Below are 18,643 nucleotides of genomic sequence, written 5' to 3'. Positions count from 1 at the left end.
TTCTTTCTTGTTGGATGTGCGATACCGGCACAAAGGGCCATCCGTGGGACGGCCCTTCATCGGTTAATTTAGAACGATTGTTTATATTTCAACTATTCTCGCCGACGGCTCGAGACGGCGGCGTTGCCCTGCCAGGGCTGGCTCAGGCCGCCCCGGTGGCGTAGCGGCTGGCGGCGATCGCCTCGGCCTCGTTCAGCGCATCCTGGAGCACGAAGTCGAAGCGCACATGGGTGAACGGGCCAGTCACGCCGAGCGAGGCATACTCGGTCGAGCGCTCCACCTTCTCCAGCGACACGACCAGGCCATCGCGCGTGGCGAAGGCGAAATCGTCGTCCAGGAAGGTGTCGCCGGGGATGTTGACTTGCGTGGTCAGCGCACGCTTGCCGCCGCCCGCCACCAGGAAGTGGATGTGGGCCGGACGGTTGCCGTGGCGGCCCAGCAGCGCGAACAGTTCCGACACCGGGCTGTTGGGCGGAATCGCATAGCCCGGCGGCAGGAAGCTGCGGAAGCGGTAGTTGCCCTCGGCGTCGGTCTCGATGCGGCGGCGCAGGTTGTAGGCGGGCTGCGCCGGGTCGAAGTGCGAGTAGCGGCCCAGTTCGTTGCAATGCCAGACGTCGACGTTCGCATGCGGCACCGGCTTGCCTTCCAGGTCCAGCACGCGGCCTTCCATCACCAGGACTTCGCCCTTGCCCTCGTTGCCTTCATCCAGGCGCACTTCGCGCTGGGCCACCGGCGCGCCGGGGACGTAGAGCGGGCCTTCAATGGCGCGCGGCGTGCCCTGGGCGCGCGCGGCGGCCTGGTCGGCTTCATCTTCGAGGATATCGAGCAGGCGGTCGAAGCCAAGGCCGGCAGTGATCAGGCCGACCATATCGGCCTGGCCCAGGCGCGTCAGCCATTGCATGGCCGACCAGAATTCTTTCGGCGTCACCTGGAACGACTCGATGGTGCGGAACAGGTCGGCGACGATACGCGCGGTGATGGCGCGCACGCGCTCATCGCCTGCGCTGACCTGGCTGCTGTTGACCAGCGCCAGGAGTTCGGAAGGGGTGTATTCAGCCATGATGAGTGCTCTCCTTAAATGTGGGAATTTGCGCGACGTTGCGGAATATCGATGCTCTCGGCGTCGGCCGTGGCCTTGCCCGGTTCGGCCGCGACCGACGCCGAGCGCGCGTGCCGGATCATCAGCACGGCCAGCGCCGCCGCCATCCCGGGCACCGCGATGGCCATGAAGTTGTGCTCGAGCCGCAGCCCCATGCCGACCAGCACCCCGATCACGATCGGTGCCAGGATGGCGCCGCCACGGCCCATGCCCAGAGTCCAGCCGATACCGGCAGCGCGGATGCCGATGGGATAAAACTGTCCGGCATAGGCGCAGCCGACGATCTGCGTGCCGATGGTGGATGCGCCGGCGAGGCCGACCATCAGGTACAACCAGCCGGTCGGCATGGGGTGGCCCAGCAGGGTGATCGACACCGCGGCCATCAGGTACATGCCGATCAGCACGTACTTGATATGGAGCTTGTCCGCCAGCCAGCCGCCACCGACGGCCCCGACCATGCCGCCGAGGTTGAGCACCAGCACGAAGGTCAGCGCCGAGCCCAGGCTGTAGCCGGCGCTGGCCATCAGCTTGGCCAGCCAGGAGCTGAGCGCGTAGACCATGAACAGGCACATGAAGCACGACAGCCAGAACATCAGCGTGCTCGGGCCCCGGCCTTGCTGGAATAGCTGGCGGAACGGCGCGCTGGCGGATACGTCGGCACCGGCGATGACAAAGCGATCGTCGGCGCCAGGCCGGTAGGCCGGATCGATGTTGCGCGCCAGGCGCTTGAGCTCATCCGTGCGGCCGCGCCGGATCAGGAACGGCACGGATTCCGGCATCGACTTCAGGACCAGCGGGATCAGCAGCAACGGCAGGCCCGCGGCGATAAACACGGATTGCCAGCCATAGCTTTCGATCAGGCCCTTGCCCAGCACCGCCGCGAGCATGCCGCCAACCGAGTACCCGCTGAACATCAGCGTCACCATCGTGCTGCGCACGCGCTGCGGCGCGTATTCGGTCATCTGCGCGATGACGTTCGGCATCACGCCGCCGATGCCGATCCCGGCCAGCAAGCGCGCCGCGCCGAACAGTACGGGGTCCTTGCATAGCCCCGCGGCGGCGGTAAAGACGCTGAACAGTGCGATGCAGATTGCGATGGCCCAGCGGCGGCCGATCTTGTCGGCAATGGTGCCCAGCAGGATGTTGCCGAACATCATGCCGAACAGCGCGGTGCTGACCAGGAAGCCAGCCTGGGTCGGCCCGACCCCCATCTCCTTGATGATCGACGGCAGCGCAATGCCGGCCACGGCCAGGTCATAGCCGTCGAAGATGATGATCAGCGCGCACCAGATCAGCACGCGGTAGTGAAAAGCATTGAGCCTGGCCTCGCCTGCCATTCTCTGTATGTCGATTTGTCGCATGGTCTCCTCCGTTTCCTTATGTTCTGACTGCTTGCCCGTGTCTGCTTGCAGGCCTTGGCTGCGGGGGCGGCAGCCGTCAAAGCCTGGCCAGCGATACGGCGGGGTCGGCCAGGTCTTGCCGCCTGACCGGCTTGCGTTGCTCGATCAGGCGCCGCGCGAAGCGCAGGTCGCGCGCCGCGTTGCCGCCGAGCGCGGCCGTCACGCACTGGCCGTCGAGGTAGAAAAAGACAAAGCTGCCGCTGGCCGGATCGCCGCGCACCACCACCTGGTGGGATGGCTGCGGCACGCCGTAGATCTGCAGGTTGGTGTCGTGCTGGTCGGACCAGAACCACGGCAGCGGGTCGTAGTGCACCGCGTGTCCGAGCGCGGACTTTGCCGCGGCGATGCCCTGCTCTTGCGCGTTCTGCCACGACTCGAGCCGCATGCTGCGCCCGGCCCAGCCATTGCGCGCAACGGCCACGTCGCCGGCTGCAAAGATGTCCGGATCGGACGTGCGGCACTGCGCGTCGACCAGCACGCCGCCCTCGCAAGCCAGCCCGGCCGCACGCGCCAGCTCGTCGTTCGGTACCAGGCCGATGCCCACTACCGCTACGTCGCAGTCGATCTCGCGGCCATTCGCCAGCGCCACGCGGAGCCCGCCGGACGCGATCGCCGAAATGCCTGCCACGCCGGTATCGAGCAGCACCTCGGTGCCGCGCGCGGCATGCAGCGCCAGCAGGTGCTCGGACAGTGCCGCCGGTATGCTGCGCTCGCACAGCCTGCGCATGGCCTCGATCACCGTGACCTCGGCGCCGCGCTTGCGCGCGGTGGCGGCCACTTCCAGGCCGATCCAGCCGCCGCCCACCACCGCCACGCGCGCGCCGGGGCGCAGTGCGGAACCCAGGCGCTGCGCATCGTCGATGGTGCGCAAGGTGTGCACGCCAGGCAGGTCGGCGCCCGGCACGTCGAGCATGCGCGCGCGCCCGCCGGTGCAGAGGATCAGCTTGTCGTAGGCGATGGTGCTGCCATCGGCAAGCTCGATCTGCCTGGCCGCGCGGTCGAGCCGCGCCACGCGCGCACTCGCGAGCCATTCGACCGACAAGGTCGCCAGCGTCGCGGCGTCGAGCAGATGTGCGCTTTCAGGTGCGGCCTCGCCAGCCAGCACTGCTTTGGAGAGCGGCGGGCGTTCATACGGCGGGTGCGCTTCGTCGCCGATCAGCACCACCCGGCCGCCGAAGCCTTCACTGCGCAGCGTGCGTGCGGCCCAGCCGCCGGCCTGGCCAGCACCGACAATGACGATCGTCCTTGGATCCGTGCTCATGACTGCTCCCCGCCTTCAGGACACCACGACCGGTTGCGGCAGCACCTGGATCCGCACGCGGCCGTCCGTCACCTGCACCGGATAGGTCTGGACCGGCGTCACGCACGGCGCCTTGCGCGGCGCACCGGTGCGAAGGTCGAACAGGCCCTGATGCAGCGGGCACTCGACGCAGCCGTCCTCGACGAAGCCTTCGGACAGCGGCACGCGCTCATGCGTGCACAGGTCGTGCAGCGCGAACAGCTCCTCGCCCACGCGGAAGACCGCAATCGATACCCCGGCCGCCTCGACGGCGCGCGGTTCGTCCTCGATGAATTCGTCGGCCGCGCCGACGTCATGCCATGTACTCATTGGATGCACTCCTAGATCGGCGTGGCCAGAAGGGTCTGGACCCGCGAGGTGTCGTAGACGACCCGCTTTTCCTTGTAGCGCCAGGCGCCGTCCTGCCTGACGACGGTGTCGCGATAGACGCCGGCCTGGTACACCACGGAGTCGCCCGCGGCGCCGGTATTGACCACGATATAGCTCGACACCGTGCGCACTTCTTCGTCCGTCGCCGTTTCGATCACCAGCCCGCCCAGCGCGTGGCGATAGCCGTGCGCCTCATAGATGTTGGCGTGGCGCAGCGCGACGATGCGGTCGCGCATCATCTTCTGGTTGCGGCAGTGGATGATCGGCGCGGGCAGGCCACGGTCGGCGTTCTCGCGCGAGATGATGGTGTAGGTGCCGTCCTCGGTGAAGAAGGCCGGCCAGCTCTCCAGCAGGTTGTTGTCGATGGCGTGGACGTAGCGGTGTTGCAGGGCGCTCAGTTCCATCCAGAGCTGCAGGTCATTCTTCATCTCAGTACCCCATCGCGTGCTGATATCCGGCCCAGAAGCGGCGAATCAGGTTTTCAGTGATATTGCTGTTGGTCTGCTCCGGCGCATCCAGGCCCATGCCCATGTAGGACGTCTTGTCGCCATCGCGCACGGTGCCGCGCTGCACCAGCTCGGTGGCCTCGGTGTCTTCCATCGAGATATAGCCGGCCGGCCCCACCAGGTTGGCCTGCAGCAGGCGCAGCTCGCGCAGCTCGGGGGTGTCGTCCTCGTAGCCGAAGAAGTGGAACACCAGCTCGAAGTTGTTTGGCCCCTTGGGCAGCAGCTGGCGCGCCACCAGCGTGTTGTGGATCTGCTGGATGACCAGTTGCGGGAAGATAGGCTGGATGTGGTTGGTGCAGTCCTCCTCGAACTCGGAGATCTGCCCCAGCACGTAGGGATCCTCCAGCGCAAAGCCGTCCTGCATCGAACGGATCTTCTGGTCGGTGTAGGCCGCCGCGGTGTTGGTGTCCTGCTTCGGCTTGGTCACCGTGATCAGGCTGTGCAGGCCGTGCGTGGCGTCCGGGATGGAGCGCGCGCTCATGCCGACGCGGAAGATGTTGAAGGTGGTATGGAACAGGTGCAGCAGGCTCGCGTGATAGGGATCCTTCACGTTCTCGAAGTAAAGCTTCCAGTTCGATTTCGAGTACTGGCGGGTGCAGCCCAGATAGACCACCGGCTTGTGGAAGACGCGGTCCACCCAGGGGCGCATCTCGGGGCCGATGTAGTCGGCCAGCGGCGGCGCCTGGTCGCTGAAGGTGGCAAACAGCAGGCCCTTGTATTCCTGCACGCGCAGCTTCTGCAGCCCGTGCTGCGACGGATCGAAGGCCTTGGCCATCCCGGTCAGGGTGATGGTGCCCTGCTTTTGCCCGCGCCGAAACGGCACGCCCTGCAGGTCGCCCTCGCAGGAGTAATTCCACTGGTGGTACACGCAGGTGTGCGACTCGGCGTTGCCATACTTCTCGCGGCACACCACCGCGCCGCGATGCGCGCAGCGGTTGACCCAGCACGCAAAGCCGTTCGCCGTGCGCGTTACCACCACCGGCGTATCGCCGACGAAGGTGCTCTTGAAATCGTTGAGATTGGGAATCTCGCAGGCCAGGGCTACGAAGCTCCAGTACGGCCCGCGATAGATGCGCTCCTGCTCCCGGTCATAGACCTCTTGCGAGCTGAACACGCTGTAGGGGACGCATGAGCCGTCGGGCTGGGGAAAGATCACTTTCCGGTCGCTGGCGTTCCCGGCCAGCCGTGGCGAGTCTGACATCGCTGTCTCCGCGAAATTGTTGGGGGATGGGGAATTGGGGAATGGGCCGAGTGTAGAAATTCACTGACGGCGGCACTATCCGAAACTGGCCGACCTGTACCGTGCCGCGATCCGTTTCTTGCCACTTCGGCGGCGGCTATCCGTAAATGGCAAGGCACGCCCGGGCGGCTGTCCGCTTTCGGCAAGGCAGGGTTGCGAGGGCCGGGCGGCGCTACTCATGCCGCGCGCACTATGGCAAGATGAATTGCAGAAAGATGAAGAAGGGCAATCAGCCCTCCGTAGATCAGTCTGTGACTTTCCAGGCAGTTTCCGGTGCAACGGCACAGTGAAACCGCGGTAAGGCCAGAAACGGGGACAACCAATGCCACTTTCTCCGCGGACTCCCGCCCTCTCCGCGCTCTACAGCCAGCCGCTGTTCCAGTCCGATGTGCGCGTGGAGGCGCACGACCACGTCGCGCGCGAGCTCACCGACCATGTACTGCGCTGGAAACCGGGCGCACCCGACGCGGCGATGTTCAAGGGCGAACTCAATCGACTGAAGATTTACGCGCTGCGTTACGGCGCCGAAGTCGAGATCTCCGCGCGCCCGTTCGAGGACTTTTCCCTCGTCCATACATCGCTGGGCGCCGGCGCCGAGATCGAATGCGACGGCCACCGGCTGTGGGTTGCCGAGGGCCGCACGGCGGTGCTCGCGCCGAAGGAGCGTATCCGGCTGCGCTGGAGCCCTGGCAACCAGCAGATGATCGTCAGGGTGCCGCACACACTGTTGCACGAGGCCGCGGGGCGCGAAAGCGTGGAACGTGTCGACCTCGCCCCCGGTGTCCTGCTGCCGCGTGTGCTCGAACCGCAATGGGACCTGATTGCGCATTCGTTGCTGAATGTGCTGTCCTGCTCAAGCGACTCTGCGATTCATGCCAATTGGGTCGATCATCTGGAACGAAGCCTGGCCCTGTTTCTGCTCTTGCACCAGCCCGTGAGAACCGCCACCCTGCCCTTGCCGCTGGAGCCTGCTTCGGGGCCGGGGCAAGGGGAAGCCACGGCGGCCAGCCGAAGGATGCGGCAGATGGACGCCGTGATGGCCTACATCGAGTCCCACCTTTGCGCACCGGTCTCGCTCGAGGACCTGGCGCGCGCCGCCGGCGTGAGCTTCCGCACGCTGAATGCGGTTTGCCACCATCACCATGGCATCTCGCCGATGGAGCTGCTGCGCAATATCCGCCTGGACGCGGTACGCACCCGTCTGACGCTTGACCCCAGCGCCAGCATTACTGAAACCGCGCTGGCACTTGGCTTCGGCCACCTTGGCCGCTTCGCCGCCTACTACGCTGCGCGCTTCAACGAGCTGCCCAGCGACACGCAGAAGCGGCGTACATAGTGGAAGATCCTGCAAGGGGTTTCCGCACCCCGTGCCGTGATCGGGCGGCTATCGCGCGCGCATGGCCTTTCGGACGGCTGCGGTGACCTGCTCGACCACGCCCTCGCGCCAGTCGTCGGTATCGCCATAAAAAGCCCGCCACATAGCCTGCCTGACCAGCGTGCGCTGGTTTTCGTCGGCCTCCGGATGAAGGTAGAGCCAGTGGTCCCCGCGCAGCGCGTCAAGAACTTCGGCAACCGGCAGCGTGCCGAACTCCAGCGCGATCCCCGCATAGTCGACATCGGGCAGCGTGCCGGCTACCGCCTGCCAGGCCAGCCCGGTCAGCCGGGCCGAACTGGACGAGCCGTCATAGATCGACGTCACCTCGTTGCCCCAGATGGCGCGGGTCCGCCCGAGCTGCGCGTCTTCGTCGGGGCCCATGCAGATGGGCTCGCCGTAGCCCCATGGCCCCAGGCCGGTGTGGACATCGATCCAGCGCAGGCTGCTGCGTCCGCTGCCAAAGCGCGCCAGCACGCGCCGCAGCGTGTAGTTGCTCCAGGTTTCCTTGTTACCGCCATAGAACAGGCCGCGCGGATCCTGGTACTGCCCGCCGCTGACCGCGGTTTGGTACCAGTCCATGCCTTTTTCCGCCACGGTCTTCATGAACCGTGCCTGCTCCGCGTCGGACGGCGGCCATTGCTCGGGCACCAGCATCGGCGCAATCTCCGCATACGGCGCGTTGTCCGGCAGCGGTTGCGCGAAATCCATGAAATTGCGGTTCAGGTCGACGTTGTCCTCGTTGACCCGGCGAAGATGGGAAAAACCGTAGGGATTGACCGCGTGCACGAGCAGCAGGCCCAGGCGCGCTTCGGCGCAGTCCGCCAGCAGGACCGCATCGGCCAGCAGCGCCACCTGGGCGCCGGAGCCGCAGAAGCCCTCCACGCCATGCACCCCGGAACTCACCATCAGCACGTGACGGGCGTCCGCCGGCCCGACCCACGCGACATCCATGGCAAGGTCCTCGCCGGCGCTGCCGCGCCGGGTCGGATGGGGGAATTCCGCAAGTGTTGCGCCCGCGGCGCGCGCGGCGGCCAGGAACTTCTGCCGCGCCTCGGCATAACTGGTGGCAAAGCATCCCGAAACCTGGCCCATGGCGACTGCCCCACGCGAACGGAGATGCTGGCATTAGACGCCAAATCGTCCGGGCTTGCCAGCGTGCAGCGCGTCAGAAAAGCTGCCCGCTTTCGCCGGGGCGCGCGTCGTCCGGCCCCCAGATGCCGGGCGAACTGAATGCCTGCGGATGCATTTCGATGCCTGCGGCGGCGATCTGCGCCGCCGACAGCACGAGCTGCCGCGCCAGCCAGTCGTGCAGGCTGCGCAGGAAGCGGATGTTGTCGAGCCGGTTGGAAGCCGCGATCAGCCGTTCCAGCTTGACGTGGGCCGTGTAGACGTCCAGCAGGTTGGTCGCCTTGAGGCGCGGCGGCGTGGTCGGACTCTTCTCGATGGCGAGAATACGACTCACCTGCGCCCGGCTCAGTTCGCCGGTGCGCTGGAAATACTCGTAGACGTCCTGCAGTGGCGCAAAGCGCACCGTGGGTTGCACGCGCGGCACCGCCGCGACCTTTTCCATGCGCAGGATCAGGTAGCGGATTGCGGCCATGCGCTGTTCGGCTTCGCGCTGGGCGGCGCTTGGCCGGCGGCGCGACGCCATGGCGATGACCGCATCGAGCGACTCGGCCTGGCGCACCACGTCGCGCTCGGTGTAATCCGGCACTTGTGCAAGCTGGCCGGGATGGAGCACGGCGGCCTGGGCGCAGGTCTCGCCGAACGGGTATTCATGGCCCAGTGCATCGCGCAGGATGTACGCTCTGCCATCGGGAAAGCCATGGTGCCGTCCGGTGGCGCCGCGCGCGTGGCAGCGCGTGTCAAGGTCGACGAAATCCTTGCGTACGGGAATCCAGCCCCCGTTCTGTGCCTGGGTCATGAGTCTGCGGTCTTGCGGCAAAGCGGTATTGCGGGTGAAGCCGGCCGGGCCGGCCGAACCCGGTATTGTCGCCGATCGCGCCGCAACGGGCCAATTCCGCTATTTCAGCATGAACGACATGGCCGACAGGCAGTTCAGCATGCGCACCGCGGCCTGCACCGAATCCGCCGCGAATGTCAGCGTGACGCCGTCCACCCGCTCCAGGGCCGGCCACTGGCAGAACAGGTCCGCGTGCGCCGTCGTCTGGGTCTGGAGCCTGCAGTTCAGGGGAGCATCGATGCGCAGCGCGCGTGCATTGGCCCGCTCAAGCACCGCCAGCGTGGCCGCTTCGCGGATGGCGTCGCGCGAGGCGGATGGCGCAAGCGTGCTGCCGCTGCCGAAGCCGCCCGCCGACTTGGTCTGCACATAGCGCACCCACGGCATCTGCGTCCGGGTCTCGTCGATGAAGACATCGTCGCCGCTTGCCATCAGCACCGGCACGCCGAACTCGCCGGCCAGCGCGGCATAAAGCCCGGCCTCGCCATATTCCTGCCCGTTCAGCCACACCCGTGCGAAGGCGCCGCTGTTGATCGTATGCGCCAGCACGCCACGGCTCTGCGCGCGGCCGTGGTAGCCGATCATGAACACACCATCGCAGCCCGCTTCGACCCCTGCCATCATGCCGAGGTAGCGCGGCTTGCCCAGCACGAGCTGCGCGCGCGGATCGATCTGGTCGGGCAGCAGATTGCGGAAGCCGCCATGCGAATCATTGACCAGCACTTCGTTGGCACCGGCGTCGAACGCGCCCTGTACGGCCGCGTTGGCTTCGCCAGTCATCCAGGCGCGGGCGCGCTCGTATTCGCCGTTTCCGGGCCGGGTCTGCTCGGCGTGAAAGACGCCGGCGATACCTTCGATATCGGTGGAGATCAGCAGCTTCATGTTCGCTTGTGAAGTTCGGGCACGACATCCAGCAATGCCTGCCGCACGTGGCCATCGCGGCCCCGGACAGTCACGGCGTGCCATAGCGCGTGAAGGATGGCCTGTTCGACGCTGTCGGCCGCCGCGCGGAACAGCGGGTCCAGGCGGCTTTCGTGCAGCAGCGCCACGGCAGGCATCGGATCGGCGGCATGGTGCGGCACGGTGTACGCCGTGGAAAACGCCAGTGCAATATCGCCCGAACCGTGCCCGTACACCGAACCCGTGCGCGCCAGGCCCGCGCCGGCGCGCTGCGCCAGACGGCGCAGCTGGCGCGCATCCAGCGGCGCGTCGGTCGCCAGGATCATGATGATCGAGCCTTTCTCGGGCTCGGGCGCCGGCGCCGCGAGCCGTGCAGCCAGCTCACCGCCGACGTGCCGGCCTGCCACGACGAGAGACTCAGGTATCCCGAAGTTCGCCAGGACCAGTGCACCCACGCAGTAGCCGCCGGCAAGCCGCGAGGCCGTGCCGATACCGCCCTTGACGCCAAACGCCGACATGCCGCGCCCCGCCCCGACCGCGCCGGCGTGGACGTTCGCGCTCGCGGCAGCACAGGCCGCCTCATAGTGGTCACCGCCGACCGCCATGGCCTGGATATCGTTCAGGTAGCCGTCATTGCACTCGAATACCAGCGGGTTGACCGTCGGCAGCAACCGGCCGATCTCCGGATTGGCCGCGATGGCCTCGCGGATCTGCGCCTGCGCCACGGCGCCGACGGCGAACGTGTTGGTCAGCGCGACCGGTGTTTCCAACACGCCCAGTTCTTCCACCTGCACGAGGCCCACGCTCTTGCCAAAGCCGTTGATCACCGCGCATGCAGCGGGCACCTTTTGCAGGTAAGGGTTGCCGGCATGCGGGCTCACCACCGTCACGCCGGTCTGCAGATCGCCGTGGTCCAGCGTGCAATGCCCGACCGTCACGCCGGCCACGTCCGTAATGCTGTTGCGCACGCCGGCGGGCAGCGTGCCGATGATCGGCGGCGTCACCTGTTCCATCTGCGCTTGCCTCAGCGCCGGTCGATCTTCGGATCGAGCGCGTCGCGCAGCCCGTCTCCGAGCAGGTTGAATGCGAGCACCGTCAGGAAGATGGCCAGGCTCGGGAAGATCGCAACGTGCGGGGCCGTCACCATGTCGGCGCGTGCCTCGTTGAGCATGGCGCCCCACTCCGGTGTCGGCGGCTGTGCGCCCAGCCCGAGGAACGAGAGGCTTGCCGCCGTGATGATCGACGTGCCGATGCGCATCGAGAAATACACCACGATCGACGACACCGTACCCGGCAGGATATGCCGCATCAGGATGGTCCAGTCCGACGCGCCGATGCTGCGCGCGGCCTCCACGTAGGTCAGGCGCTTGAGCATCAGCGTATTGCCGCGCACCAGGCGCGCAAAGGCGGGAATGCTGAAGATCGCCACGGCGAAGATCACGTTGACCATGCCGTTGCCGAGGATCGCCACCACGCCGATCGCCAGCAGGATGCCCGGGAACGCGAACAGCACGTCGGCGATGCGCATCACGATACGGTCCCACCAGCCCTCGTAGTAACCGGCCAGCAGCCCCAGTACCGTGCCGACCAGCGCGCCGATGATGACGGACAGGAAGCCCGCCGCCAGCGAGATGCGCGTGCCCGCCAGGATGCGGCTGAAGATGTCGCGCCCAAGCGAATCCACGCCCATCAAGTGGGCCGCGGACGGCCCGGTATTGAGCGCGTCATAATCGAAGAAATTCTCGGGGTCGTACGGCACCAGGTGCGGCGACAGGATCGCCACCACGATCAGCAGCAGCACGAACGCACCGGCGCCGAGCGCCAGATGCTGCTTGCGGAACTTGCGCCAGAACTCGCTCCAGGGCGTACGCACGGCCTGCGGCGCCGCTGCGGTCGCGGCTGCCTGGCTGGCGGCGGGCGTGGAAATCTCAGTCATGCCGGCCTCCCTCTGTTACTTGTAGCGGATGGTTGGGTTGATCACGGTGTAGAGCAGGTCCACCACCAGGTTGATCAGGATGAATTCGAGCGAGAACAGCAGCACCTCGGCCTGGATCACCGGGTAGTCGCGCATCTCCACGGCATCGACCAGCAGGCGCCCGAGGCCCGGCCAGTTGAAGACCTTCTCCACCACGATCGAGCCGCCCAGCAGGAAGCCGAACTGCAGGCCCATCATGGTCACCACCGGGATCATGGCGTTGCGCAATGTGTGCTTGGCCACGACCACGGTTTCGCGCACGCCCTTGGCACGGGCGGTGCGCACGAAATCTTCCTGCAGCACCTCGACGAACGAGGCGCGCGTAAAACGCGCCATCACCGCCGCCACCGCGGCACCGAGCGTCAGCGACGGCAGGATGTAGTGCTTCCAGCTTTCGGCGCCGATCGACGGCAGCCAGCCCAGTTGCACGGAGAACACCTCCATCAGCAGCATGCCCAGCGCAAAGGCGGGGAACGAGATGCCGGACACGGCCAGCGTCATGCCCAGGCGATCAGGCCAGCGGTTGCGCCAGACCGCCGAGCAGATGCCGATGACCATGCCGAACACGACGGCCCAGGCCATCGACGCGACGGTCAGCCACAGCGTCGGCATGAAGCGGTCGCCGATCTCTTCGCCGACCGGGCGCTTGGTGCGCAGCGAATGTCCGAACTCGCCGCGGACCGCGTTCGAGAAGAAGTGCACGAACTGCTGGGGCATGGGCTTGTCCAGCCCGAGGTCCTTGCGCACCAGTTCGACCGTGGCCTGGTCCGCCTCCGGGCCCGCCGCCAGCCGCGCCGGGTCACCGGGCAGCAGGTGGACGAACAGGAACACAAGCACCGCGACGATCAGCAGTGTGGGGATCACGCCCAGGCATCGTTTGAGGAAATAGTTCAGCATGACGCTTCAGAGGGAAAGGCCGCAGGCCAGCCCGCCCATGCCCCCGCGACGCGGGCAGGCGGCCACATTCGGCTTACTGCTTACTGCTTGATATCGATCTCGTCGAAATTGAACGAGCCGTCCGGCATTACATACGCGCCAGTGAGTCGCTTGCTGCGCGCGAACAGCACCTTCTCGGTCACCAGGAAGGCCCACGGCGCATCCTTCCAGATGCGTTCCTGCGCATCCTTGTACAGCTTCGCCTTCTCGCCGCGATCGGTCGTGCGCAGCGCGCCCGCGATGTCGGCATCGACCTGGTCGTTCTTGTAGTAGGCGGTGTTCAGCAGTTTCGGCGGCATCGACTCCGATGCCAGCAGCGGACGCAGCGCCCAGTCGGACTCGCCCGTCGACGACGACCAGCCCACGTAGTACATGCGCACGCCAGCTTCTTCCGGCTTCTGCACGCTCTCCACCTTCTCCACGCGCTGGCCCGCTTCGAGCGCCTGCACGCTGGCCTTGATGCCGACCTGCTGCAGCTGCTGCTGCACGAACTGGATCACCTTCTGCGCGGTGGTGTGGTTGTAGGCCGACCACAACGTGGTCTCGAAGCCGTTCGGGTAGCCCGCCTCCTTCAGCAGCGCGCGTGCCTTGGCCGGGTCATACGGCCACGGACCCAGCTTCTCGGCGAAATCCACGCCCGGCGGCACCACGCCCTCGGCCGGCACGGCGTAGCCGGCGAAGGCCACCTTGGCCAGCGCATCCTTGTTGATGGCGTAGTTGATGGCCTGGCGCACCTTGGGGTCGTTGAACGGCTTGACCATGGTGTTCAGCGACACGTAGCGCTGGATGATCGACGGCGCCGCGATCAGGTCCGCCTTCGGGCTGTTCTTGAGCACTGCCGCCTGCTCGAACGGAATGCTGAAGGCGAAGTCGGCCTCGCCGGTCTGCATCACGGCCGCGCGGGTGTTGTTGTCCACCACCGGCTTCCACGTGATCGTGTCGATCTTCGGGTAGCCCGTCTTCCAGTAACCCGCAAACCTCTTGCCCTTCAGGTGGTCGGGCTGCTTCCATTCCACGAACTCGAACGGGCCGGTGCCGACCGGATGGAAGGCAACGTCCTTGCCGTACTTCTGCAGTGCGGCCGGAGAGATCATGACGGCCGACGGATGGGACAGCACGTTGATGAAGGGCGAGAACGGCTCCTTCAGCGTGATCTTCACGGTATTGCTGTCCACCACGTCGGTCTTCGCCACGCGGTTGAACAGCGTGTAGCGCTTGAGCTTGTTGGCCGGGTTGGTCACGCGGTCCAGGTTGGCCTTGACCGCGGCGGCGTCGAACGTGGTGCCGTCGTGGAACTTGACCCCCTTCTTCAGCTTGATGGTGTAGGTGAGGCCGTCCTTGCTGACGTCATAGCTCTCGGCCAGCACGTTGACCAGCTTCATGTCCTTGTCCAGGCCAAACAGCCCCTGGTAGAAGCTCTTGGACACGGCCTGCGAGAGCGTGTCGTTCGAGTCGTACGGGTCCAGCGAGGTGAACGTCGAAGCGACAGCCATTACCGCGTCCTTGGCGGCAAAGGCAGGACCGGCCGCCAGTGCGCCCATCGCGCCAACCGCGAGCAGCCCGGCCAGCAGCCTGGGCGAAACCATCCGTGCAGACATCTCGATTCTCCTTGGATCAACCTTAGTTTCAGTAGGCGCCGCCGATGGCGTGCCGGGCAACAAAATGGCCGCTCTCCCCGCTGCCGGCAACGGCCACCAGCGGCTGCACCACTGGCTCGTCGCCGACCGCGCGGATCGGGCTGGGGATTTCATCGGAAAGCGGCTCGCGCCGCAGGTGACGGCGCGCCGGATCGGCAATCGGCACGGCGGCCATCAGCTTCTTCGTGTACGGGTGCTGCGGGTTCTCGAAGATCGCGCGGCGCGGGCCGATCTCGACGATCTGGCCCAGGTACATCACCGCCACGCGATGGCTCACGCGCTCCACCACCGCCATGTCGTGCGAGATGAACAGGAAGGCGATGCCCAGCTCGCGCTGCAGGTCCAGCATCAGGTTGACGATCTGGGCCTGGATCGAGACATCGAGCGCGGACACCGATTCGTCCGCCACTACCACCTTCGGGTTCAGCGCCAGTGCGCGCGCAATGCAGATGCGCTGGCGCTGGCCACCGGAAAACTCGTGCGGATAGCGCGCGGCATGCGAAGCATCCAGCCCCACTTTCTCCAGCAGCCAGGCAACACGCTGCTCGGCCTCCTTGCCGCTGGCCACCTTGTGCACCAGCAGCGGCTCCATGATCGAATAGCCGACCGGCACGCGCGGATCGAGCGAGGCGAACGGATCCTGGAAAATGAACTGGATATTGCGCCGCAGGTGCTGCAGGGCGGCACCTTCCATGCGGCTGATGTCATGCCCGCCGAACTCGATGGTGCCGCTCTGGCTTTCGACCAGCCGCAGCAGCGAACGTCCGGTGGTCGACTTGCCGCAACCCGATTCGCCGACCAGCGCCAGCGTCTCGCCCGGGTAGAGATCGAAGCTGACCTTCTCCACCGCGTGGACGCGCCGCGCGACGCGGCCGAACAGGCCGCCCGGCACGTCGAAGCGCGTCACCAGGTCGCGCACGCGCAGGATCGGCGTGGCTTCGGCGGACACGGTGTCCTGCGGCGCCGCGGGCTCAGGAGCCGAATCGCCAAGCTGCAGCAGCGGGAACTTGGCCGGCAGGTCGGTGCCCTGCATGGCGCCAAGCCGCGGCACGGCCGACAGCAGCGCGCGCGTATAGGGATGGGCCGGGGCGCGGAACACTTCGTCCGAGCCGCCCTCTTCGACCTTTTCGCCACGGTACATCACCAGCACGCGGTCGGCCACTTCAGCCACCACGCCCATATCGTGCGTGATGAACACCACGCCCATGTGCATTTCCGCCTGCAGGCCGCGGATCAGTTGCAGGATCTCGGCCTGGATGGTCACATCCAGCGCGGTGGTCGGCTCATCGGCAATCAGCAGTGCCGGCTTGCACGACAGCGCCATGGCGATCATCACGCGCTGGCGCATGCCGCCGGACAACTGGTGCGGGAAGCGGTCCAGGACGCGCTTCGCTTCTGGAATGCGCACCAGTTCCAGCATGCGCAGCGCCTCGGCACGGGCGGCTGAGCGGCTCTTGCCCTGGTGTAGCCGGATCGATTCCGCGATCTGCTCGCCCACCGGGAACACCGGGTTGAGCGAAGTCATCGGCTCCTGGAAGATCATGGCCACGTCGGCGCCGCGCACGCTGCGCAGCGTTGCGTTGTCGGTCCGCGCCAGGTCGATGACGTTGCCGCCGCGCCGGCGCAGCGCCATGCTGCCCGACACGATCTTGCCGCCGCCATGCTCCACCAGCCGCATCAGCGCCAGCGAGGTCACCGACTTGCCGGAGCCGGATTCGCCGACGACGGCGAGCGTCTCGCCACGATCCACGTGGAAGGACAGGTTGCGCACGGCTTCGACGGTGCGTTCCGACGTGGCAAAGCGCACGGTCAGGCCGTCCACGGACACCACGCGCTGCGGCGGCAGCACAATGCTTGAATGAGTAGAGAGTTCAGCCACGGGCACCCCTTGGATTGCTGCGGGAATTGCTGAAAGCGAACGGCTCGCGTCAGCCGTAGATCGACACGGTCACAGGGCCGCTGGCACGCGCAAAGCCACGGTACATGCCCTCGGTGTTGAACGGCAGCGTGATGTTGCCGAAGCGGTCCACCGCGATCAGCCCACCGCGGCCGCCGATGGCGGGCAGCTTTTCCATGACCACGCGGCGCGCGGATTCTTCAAGCGACCGTCCGGCATAGCGCATCTGCGCCGAGACATCGTGCGCGGCGACGGTGCGGATGAACATTTCGCCGGTGCCCGTGGCCGAGATCGCGGCCACGTCATCGGCGTAGCAGCCTGCGCCAACCACCGGCGTATCGCCCACGCGGCCGACCTGCTTGTTGGTGACACCGCCCGTGGACGTCGCGGCGGCGAGGTTGCCGAAGCTGTCGCAGGCCACGGCGCCGACCGTGCCGAACTTGCTGTCCGGATCGATCGGGTCCGGCTTGCCGGCAAGTTCGCGCGCGGCCAGCGCGGCAGCGTCATGATCAAGCAGCGCCATGCCCTGTACGGCGCGGGCGCGTTCCCATTGCTCGTAGCGGGCCTGCGTATAGTAGTAATCGCGCGACACCAGTTCAAGCCCGTGGGCCTGCGCAAAGGCTTCGGCGCCTTCTCCTGCGAACAGCACATGCTCGCTGTGATCCATCACCGCGCGCGCGGCCAGCACCGGATTGCGCAGCCGCGTCACGCAGGCCACCGCGCCGGCATTGAGCGTCGCGCCATCCATCACCGCGGCATCGAGTTCGTACGTTCCGGCGTGCGTCAACACCGCACCCTTGCCGGCATTGAACAGCGGGCACTCTTCGAGCAGGCGCACCGCTTCGGTGACGGCGTCGATGGCCCTGCCGCCGTCGGCCAGCACACGCTGGCCGGCCAGCAACACCTGTTCCAGCGCCTCGATATATTCGCGTTCGCGCGCGGTATCCATGGCGGCACGCGTAATGGTGCCGGCGCCGCCGTGGATGGCAATGATTGCTTGAGTCATGGAGAACTACGCTTTCGGATGCTTGAATGAGTTGCGGCGGACGGCGCCCGGCTTGCTTTCGCCGTCGGCTTGCGCCACGGGTTGCCCCGGCTGCGTGCCGGCCGCGTTGCCAGCATTGCCGGCATTGGCGCCGTACAGCCAGGGCAGGAGGAATTCGGTCATCTCGGCGGCGGCCTTGACCGGGCGCTCGGCCCGGTGCGCCACGGCGCCACACAGCGCTTCGATCAGCGCCAGCACGTTGGCGTCGGAGTTGGCGGACAGCCGGTTGGCGGCCTGCGCGTAAAGCGCGATATCGGCGATCGGCGCCAGCGGCGAGGTCGGACCGTCGGTCAATGCCAGCACACGCGCGCCGCGCGCCTTGGCGCGCTGGGCCAGCACCACGGTGTCGGACACATAACGCGGAAAGGCAATGGCGATCACCAGGTCGGCGGGGCTCAGCTTGAACAACTGGCGCGCCGCGTGCGACGCGCCGCCGGCAGCGGCCACCGAGGTCACCATGCGGCAGTGCATCTCCAGCCCGTGCTGCAGCAGGCCCGACAGGAAGCCGCTGGCACCGAAGCCGGCAATGTAGACGCGCTCTGCCGCGAGAATGGCGGATACCGCTCGCTCGCAGGCGTCCGCATCCAGCGCGCGGCGCGTGGCTTCCAGGTTCGCGGCGGCATTGTCCAGCGAAGCGGCGAAGGCTTCCGCGGCCGTCGCCGGCCGCTCCAGCTCCGAACGCAGGCGCTCCACTGGCGCCAGCGTCGCCTCGAAACCGCGCACCAGCTCGGCACGGAACTGCGGATAGCCGTCAAACCCGAGCGCGCGCGCAAAGCGGTTGGCGGTTGCCACCGACACCTGTACCGCGGCCGCGAATTCGTCAATGCGCATGGTCGCAGCGCGGAACGGATTGGCCAGCACGTACTCGGCCATGCGCTGGTGCGCGGGGGTGAGCGCTGGCAGGCTGCGTGCAATGCGTTCGGAAATCGAGGTGCCGTCCGACATGGATGTGAAATACGGGCCGCGGTAAAGACCAGGCATCGGCCGCTATGGCTGCAATGAAA

17 protein-coding genes are annotated in these 18,643 nt (G+C 66.7%); 1 reads left to right on the top strand and 16 read right to left on the bottom strand.

Features of this window, described 5'->3' with window-relative positions; all coding sequences use genetic code 11:
- Positions 1-142: 142 nt before the first annotated feature.
- The 6 genes from CupriaWKF_RS07035 to andAc all read right to left on the bottom strand — a co-directional run bounded on the left by CupriaWKF_RS07035 (position 143) and on the right by andAc (position 5,875).
- Positions 143-1,060, bottom strand: a complete 918-nt coding sequence (locus CupriaWKF_RS07035) for a dioxygenase (RefSeq protein ID WP_276100257.1) — start codon at positions 1,058-1,060, stop codon at positions 143-145.
- A gap of 14 nt (positions 1,061-1,074) precedes the next feature.
- Positions 1,075-2,460: an MFS transporter gene (locus CupriaWKF_RS07030; RefSeq protein ID WP_276100256.1), complete on the bottom strand. Its 1,386-nt coding sequence runs from the start codon at positions 2,458-2,460 to the stop codon at positions 1,075-1,077.
- Between the two features lie 76 nt (positions 2,461-2,536).
- Positions 2,537-3,760 carry an FAD-dependent oxidoreductase gene (locus tag CupriaWKF_RS07025; protein WP_276100255.1) on the bottom strand — a complete coding sequence of 408 codons (1,224 nt, stop codon included), beginning with the start codon at positions 3,758-3,760 and terminating at the stop codon, positions 2,537-2,539.
- A 15-nt stretch (positions 3,761-3,775) separates the two neighbouring features.
- On the bottom strand, positions 3,776-4,108 hold the full coding sequence (gene andAb / locus CupriaWKF_RS07020; protein WP_276100254.1) for an anthranilate 1,2-dioxygenase ferredoxin subunit AndAb: 333 nt from the start codon (positions 4,106-4,108) through the stop codon (positions 3,776-3,778).
- 11 nt (positions 4,109-4,119) lie between these two features.
- On the bottom strand, positions 4,120-4,596 hold the full coding sequence (andAd, locus tag CupriaWKF_RS07015) for an anthranilate 1,2-dioxygenase small subunit AndAd (protein ID WP_276100253.1): 477 nt from the start codon (positions 4,594-4,596) through the stop codon (positions 4,120-4,122).
- A 1-nt stretch (position 4,597) separates the two neighbouring features.
- A complete protein-coding gene (andAc, locus tag CupriaWKF_RS07010; protein ID WP_276100252.1) occupies positions 4,598-5,875 on the bottom strand; it encodes an anthranilate 1,2-dioxygenase large subunit AndAc in 1,278 nt (425 codons plus the stop codon).
- Between the two features lie 361 nt (positions 5,876-6,236).
- Between andAc and CupriaWKF_RS07005 the strand changes: the two genes are divergently transcribed.
- Positions 6,237-7,250: an AraC family transcriptional regulator gene (locus tag CupriaWKF_RS07005; RefSeq protein WP_276100251.1), complete on the top strand. Its 1,014-nt coding sequence runs from the start codon at positions 6,237-6,239 to the stop codon at positions 7,248-7,250.
- Between the two features lie 48 nt (positions 7,251-7,298).
- Here the strand turns inward: CupriaWKF_RS07005 and CupriaWKF_RS07000 are convergent, their stop codons facing one another.
- The 10 genes from CupriaWKF_RS07000 to CupriaWKF_RS06955 form a co-directional block, all read right to left on the bottom strand.
- On the bottom strand, positions 7,299-8,381 hold the full coding sequence (locus CupriaWKF_RS07000; protein WP_276100250.1) for a M14 family metallopeptidase: 1,083 nt from the start codon (positions 8,379-8,381) through the stop codon (positions 7,299-7,301).
- A 73-nt stretch (positions 8,382-8,454) separates the two neighbouring features.
- Positions 8,455-9,213, bottom strand: coding sequence for a hypothetical protein (locus tag CupriaWKF_RS06995; protein ID WP_276100249.1), 759 nt, complete (start codon positions 9,211-9,213; stop codon positions 8,455-8,457).
- 99 nt (positions 9,214-9,312) lie between these two features.
- Complete coding sequence (locus CupriaWKF_RS06990) at positions 9,313-10,131, bottom strand: M55 family metallopeptidase (protein WP_276100248.1); 819 nt, start codon at positions 10,129-10,131, stop codon at positions 9,313-9,315.
- A complete protein-coding gene (locus CupriaWKF_RS06985; protein WP_276100247.1) occupies positions 10,128-11,162 on the bottom strand; it encodes a P1 family peptidase in 1,035 nt (344 codons plus the stop codon). The genes CupriaWKF_RS06990 and CupriaWKF_RS06985 overlap by 4 nt, the downstream gene beginning before the upstream one ends.
- 11 nt (positions 11,163-11,173) lie before the next feature.
- Positions 11,174-12,085 carry a glutathione ABC transporter permease GsiD gene (gene gsiD, locus CupriaWKF_RS06980; protein ID WP_276100246.1) on the bottom strand — a complete coding sequence of 304 codons (912 nt, stop codon included), beginning with the start codon at positions 12,083-12,085 and terminating at the stop codon, positions 11,174-11,176.
- Positions 12,086-12,100: 15 nt separating this feature from the next.
- On the bottom strand, positions 12,101-13,021 hold the full coding sequence (gsiC, locus tag CupriaWKF_RS06975; protein WP_276100245.1) for a glutathione ABC transporter permease GsiC: 921 nt from the start codon (positions 13,019-13,021) through the stop codon (positions 12,101-12,103).
- An 80-nt stretch (positions 13,022-13,101) separates the two neighbouring features.
- Complete coding sequence (gene gsiB, locus CupriaWKF_RS06970; RefSeq protein WP_276100700.1) at positions 13,102-14,601, bottom strand: glutathione ABC transporter substrate-binding protein GsiB; 1,500 nt, start codon at positions 14,599-14,601, stop codon at positions 13,102-13,104.
- 85 nt (positions 14,602-14,686) lie between these two features.
- Positions 14,687-16,576 (bottom strand): dipeptide ABC transporter ATP-binding protein, encoded by a 1,890-nt coding sequence (locus CupriaWKF_RS06965; RefSeq protein ID WP_276100244.1) that lies wholly within the window; start codon positions 16,574-16,576, stop codon positions 14,687-14,689.
- Between the two features lie 49 nt (positions 16,577-16,625).
- Positions 16,626-17,600 carry an isoaspartyl peptidase/L-asparaginase gene (locus tag CupriaWKF_RS06960; protein ID WP_276100243.1) on the bottom strand — a complete coding sequence of 325 codons (975 nt, stop codon included), beginning with the start codon at positions 17,598-17,600 and terminating at the stop codon, positions 16,626-16,628.
- Positions 17,601-17,606: 6 nt separating this feature from the next.
- The gene (locus CupriaWKF_RS06955; RefSeq protein WP_276100699.1) at positions 17,607-18,584 is read right to left on the bottom strand and encodes a MurR/RpiR family transcriptional regulator; all 978 of its coding nucleotides are present in this window, start codon (positions 18,582-18,584) and stop codon (positions 17,607-17,609) included.
- Between the last annotated feature and the right edge of the window lie 59 nt (positions 18,585-18,643).

The sequence above is a fragment of the Cupriavidus sp. WKF15 genome (assembly GCF_029278605.1).
Classification (GTDB): domain Bacteria; phylum Pseudomonadota; class Gammaproteobacteria; order Burkholderiales; family Burkholderiaceae; genus Cupriavidus.
This window is presented reverse-complemented; position numbering and strand designations above follow the sequence as displayed.

Excerpts from the sequence above, each read along its gene's own strand:
- CupriaWKF_RS06985 (WP_276100247.1), bottom strand. The coding sequence starts at position 11,162 with ATGGAACAGGTGACGCCGCCGATCATCGGCACGCTGCCCGCCGGCGTG.
- gsiC (WP_276100245.1), bottom strand. The coding sequence starts at position 13,021 with ATGCTGAACTATTTCCTCAAACGATGCCTGGGCGTGATCCCCACACTG.
- CupriaWKF_RS07030 (WP_276100256.1), bottom strand. The coding sequence starts at position 2,460 with ATGCGACAAATCGACATACAGAGAATGGCAGGCGAGGCCAGGCTCAAT.
- gsiB (WP_276100700.1), bottom strand. The coding sequence starts at position 14,601 with ATGGGCGCACTGGCGGCCGGTCCTGCCTTTGCCGCCAAGGACGCGGTA.
- CupriaWKF_RS06990 (WP_276100248.1), bottom strand. The coding sequence starts at position 10,131 with ATGAAGCTGCTGATCTCCACCGATATCGAAGGTATCGCCGGCGTCTTT.
- andAc (WP_276100252.1), bottom strand. The coding sequence starts at position 5,875 with ATGTCAGACTCGCCACGGCTGGCCGGGAACGCCAGCGACCGGAAAGTG.
- andAd (WP_276100253.1), bottom strand. The coding sequence starts at position 4,596 with ATGAAGAATGACCTGCAGCTCTGGATGGAACTGAGCGCCCTGCAACAC.
- CupriaWKF_RS06960 (WP_276100243.1), bottom strand. The coding sequence starts at position 17,600 with ATGACTCAAGCAATCATTGCCATCCACGGCGGCGCCGGCACCATTACG.
- andAb (WP_276100254.1), bottom strand. The coding sequence starts at position 4,108 with ATGAGTACATGGCATGACGTCGGCGCGGCCGACGAATTCATCGAGGAC.
- CupriaWKF_RS06955 (WP_276100699.1), bottom strand. The coding sequence starts at position 18,584 with ATGTCGGACGGCACCTCGATTTCCGAACGCATTGCACGCAGCCTGCCA.
- CupriaWKF_RS06995 (WP_276100249.1), bottom strand. The coding sequence starts at position 9,213 with ATGACCCAGGCACAGAACGGGGGCTGGATTCCCGTACGCAAGGATTTC.
- CupriaWKF_RS07025 (WP_276100255.1), bottom strand. The coding sequence starts at position 3,760 with ATGAGCACGGATCCAAGGACGATCGTCATTGTCGGTGCTGGCCAGGCC.
- CupriaWKF_RS07035 (WP_276100257.1), bottom strand. The coding sequence starts at position 1,060 with ATGGCTGAATACACCCCTTCCGAACTCCTGGCGCTGGTCAACAGCAGC.
- CupriaWKF_RS07005 (WP_276100251.1), top strand. The coding sequence starts at position 6,237 with ATGCCACTTTCTCCGCGGACTCCCGCCCTCTCCGCGCTCTACAGCCAG.
- gsiD (WP_276100246.1), bottom strand. The coding sequence starts at position 12,085 with ATGACTGAGATTTCCACGCCCGCCGCCAGCCAGGCAGCCGCGACCGCA.
- CupriaWKF_RS07000 (WP_276100250.1), bottom strand. The coding sequence starts at position 8,381 with ATGGGCCAGGTTTCGGGATGCTTTGCCACCAGTTATGCCGAGGCGCGG.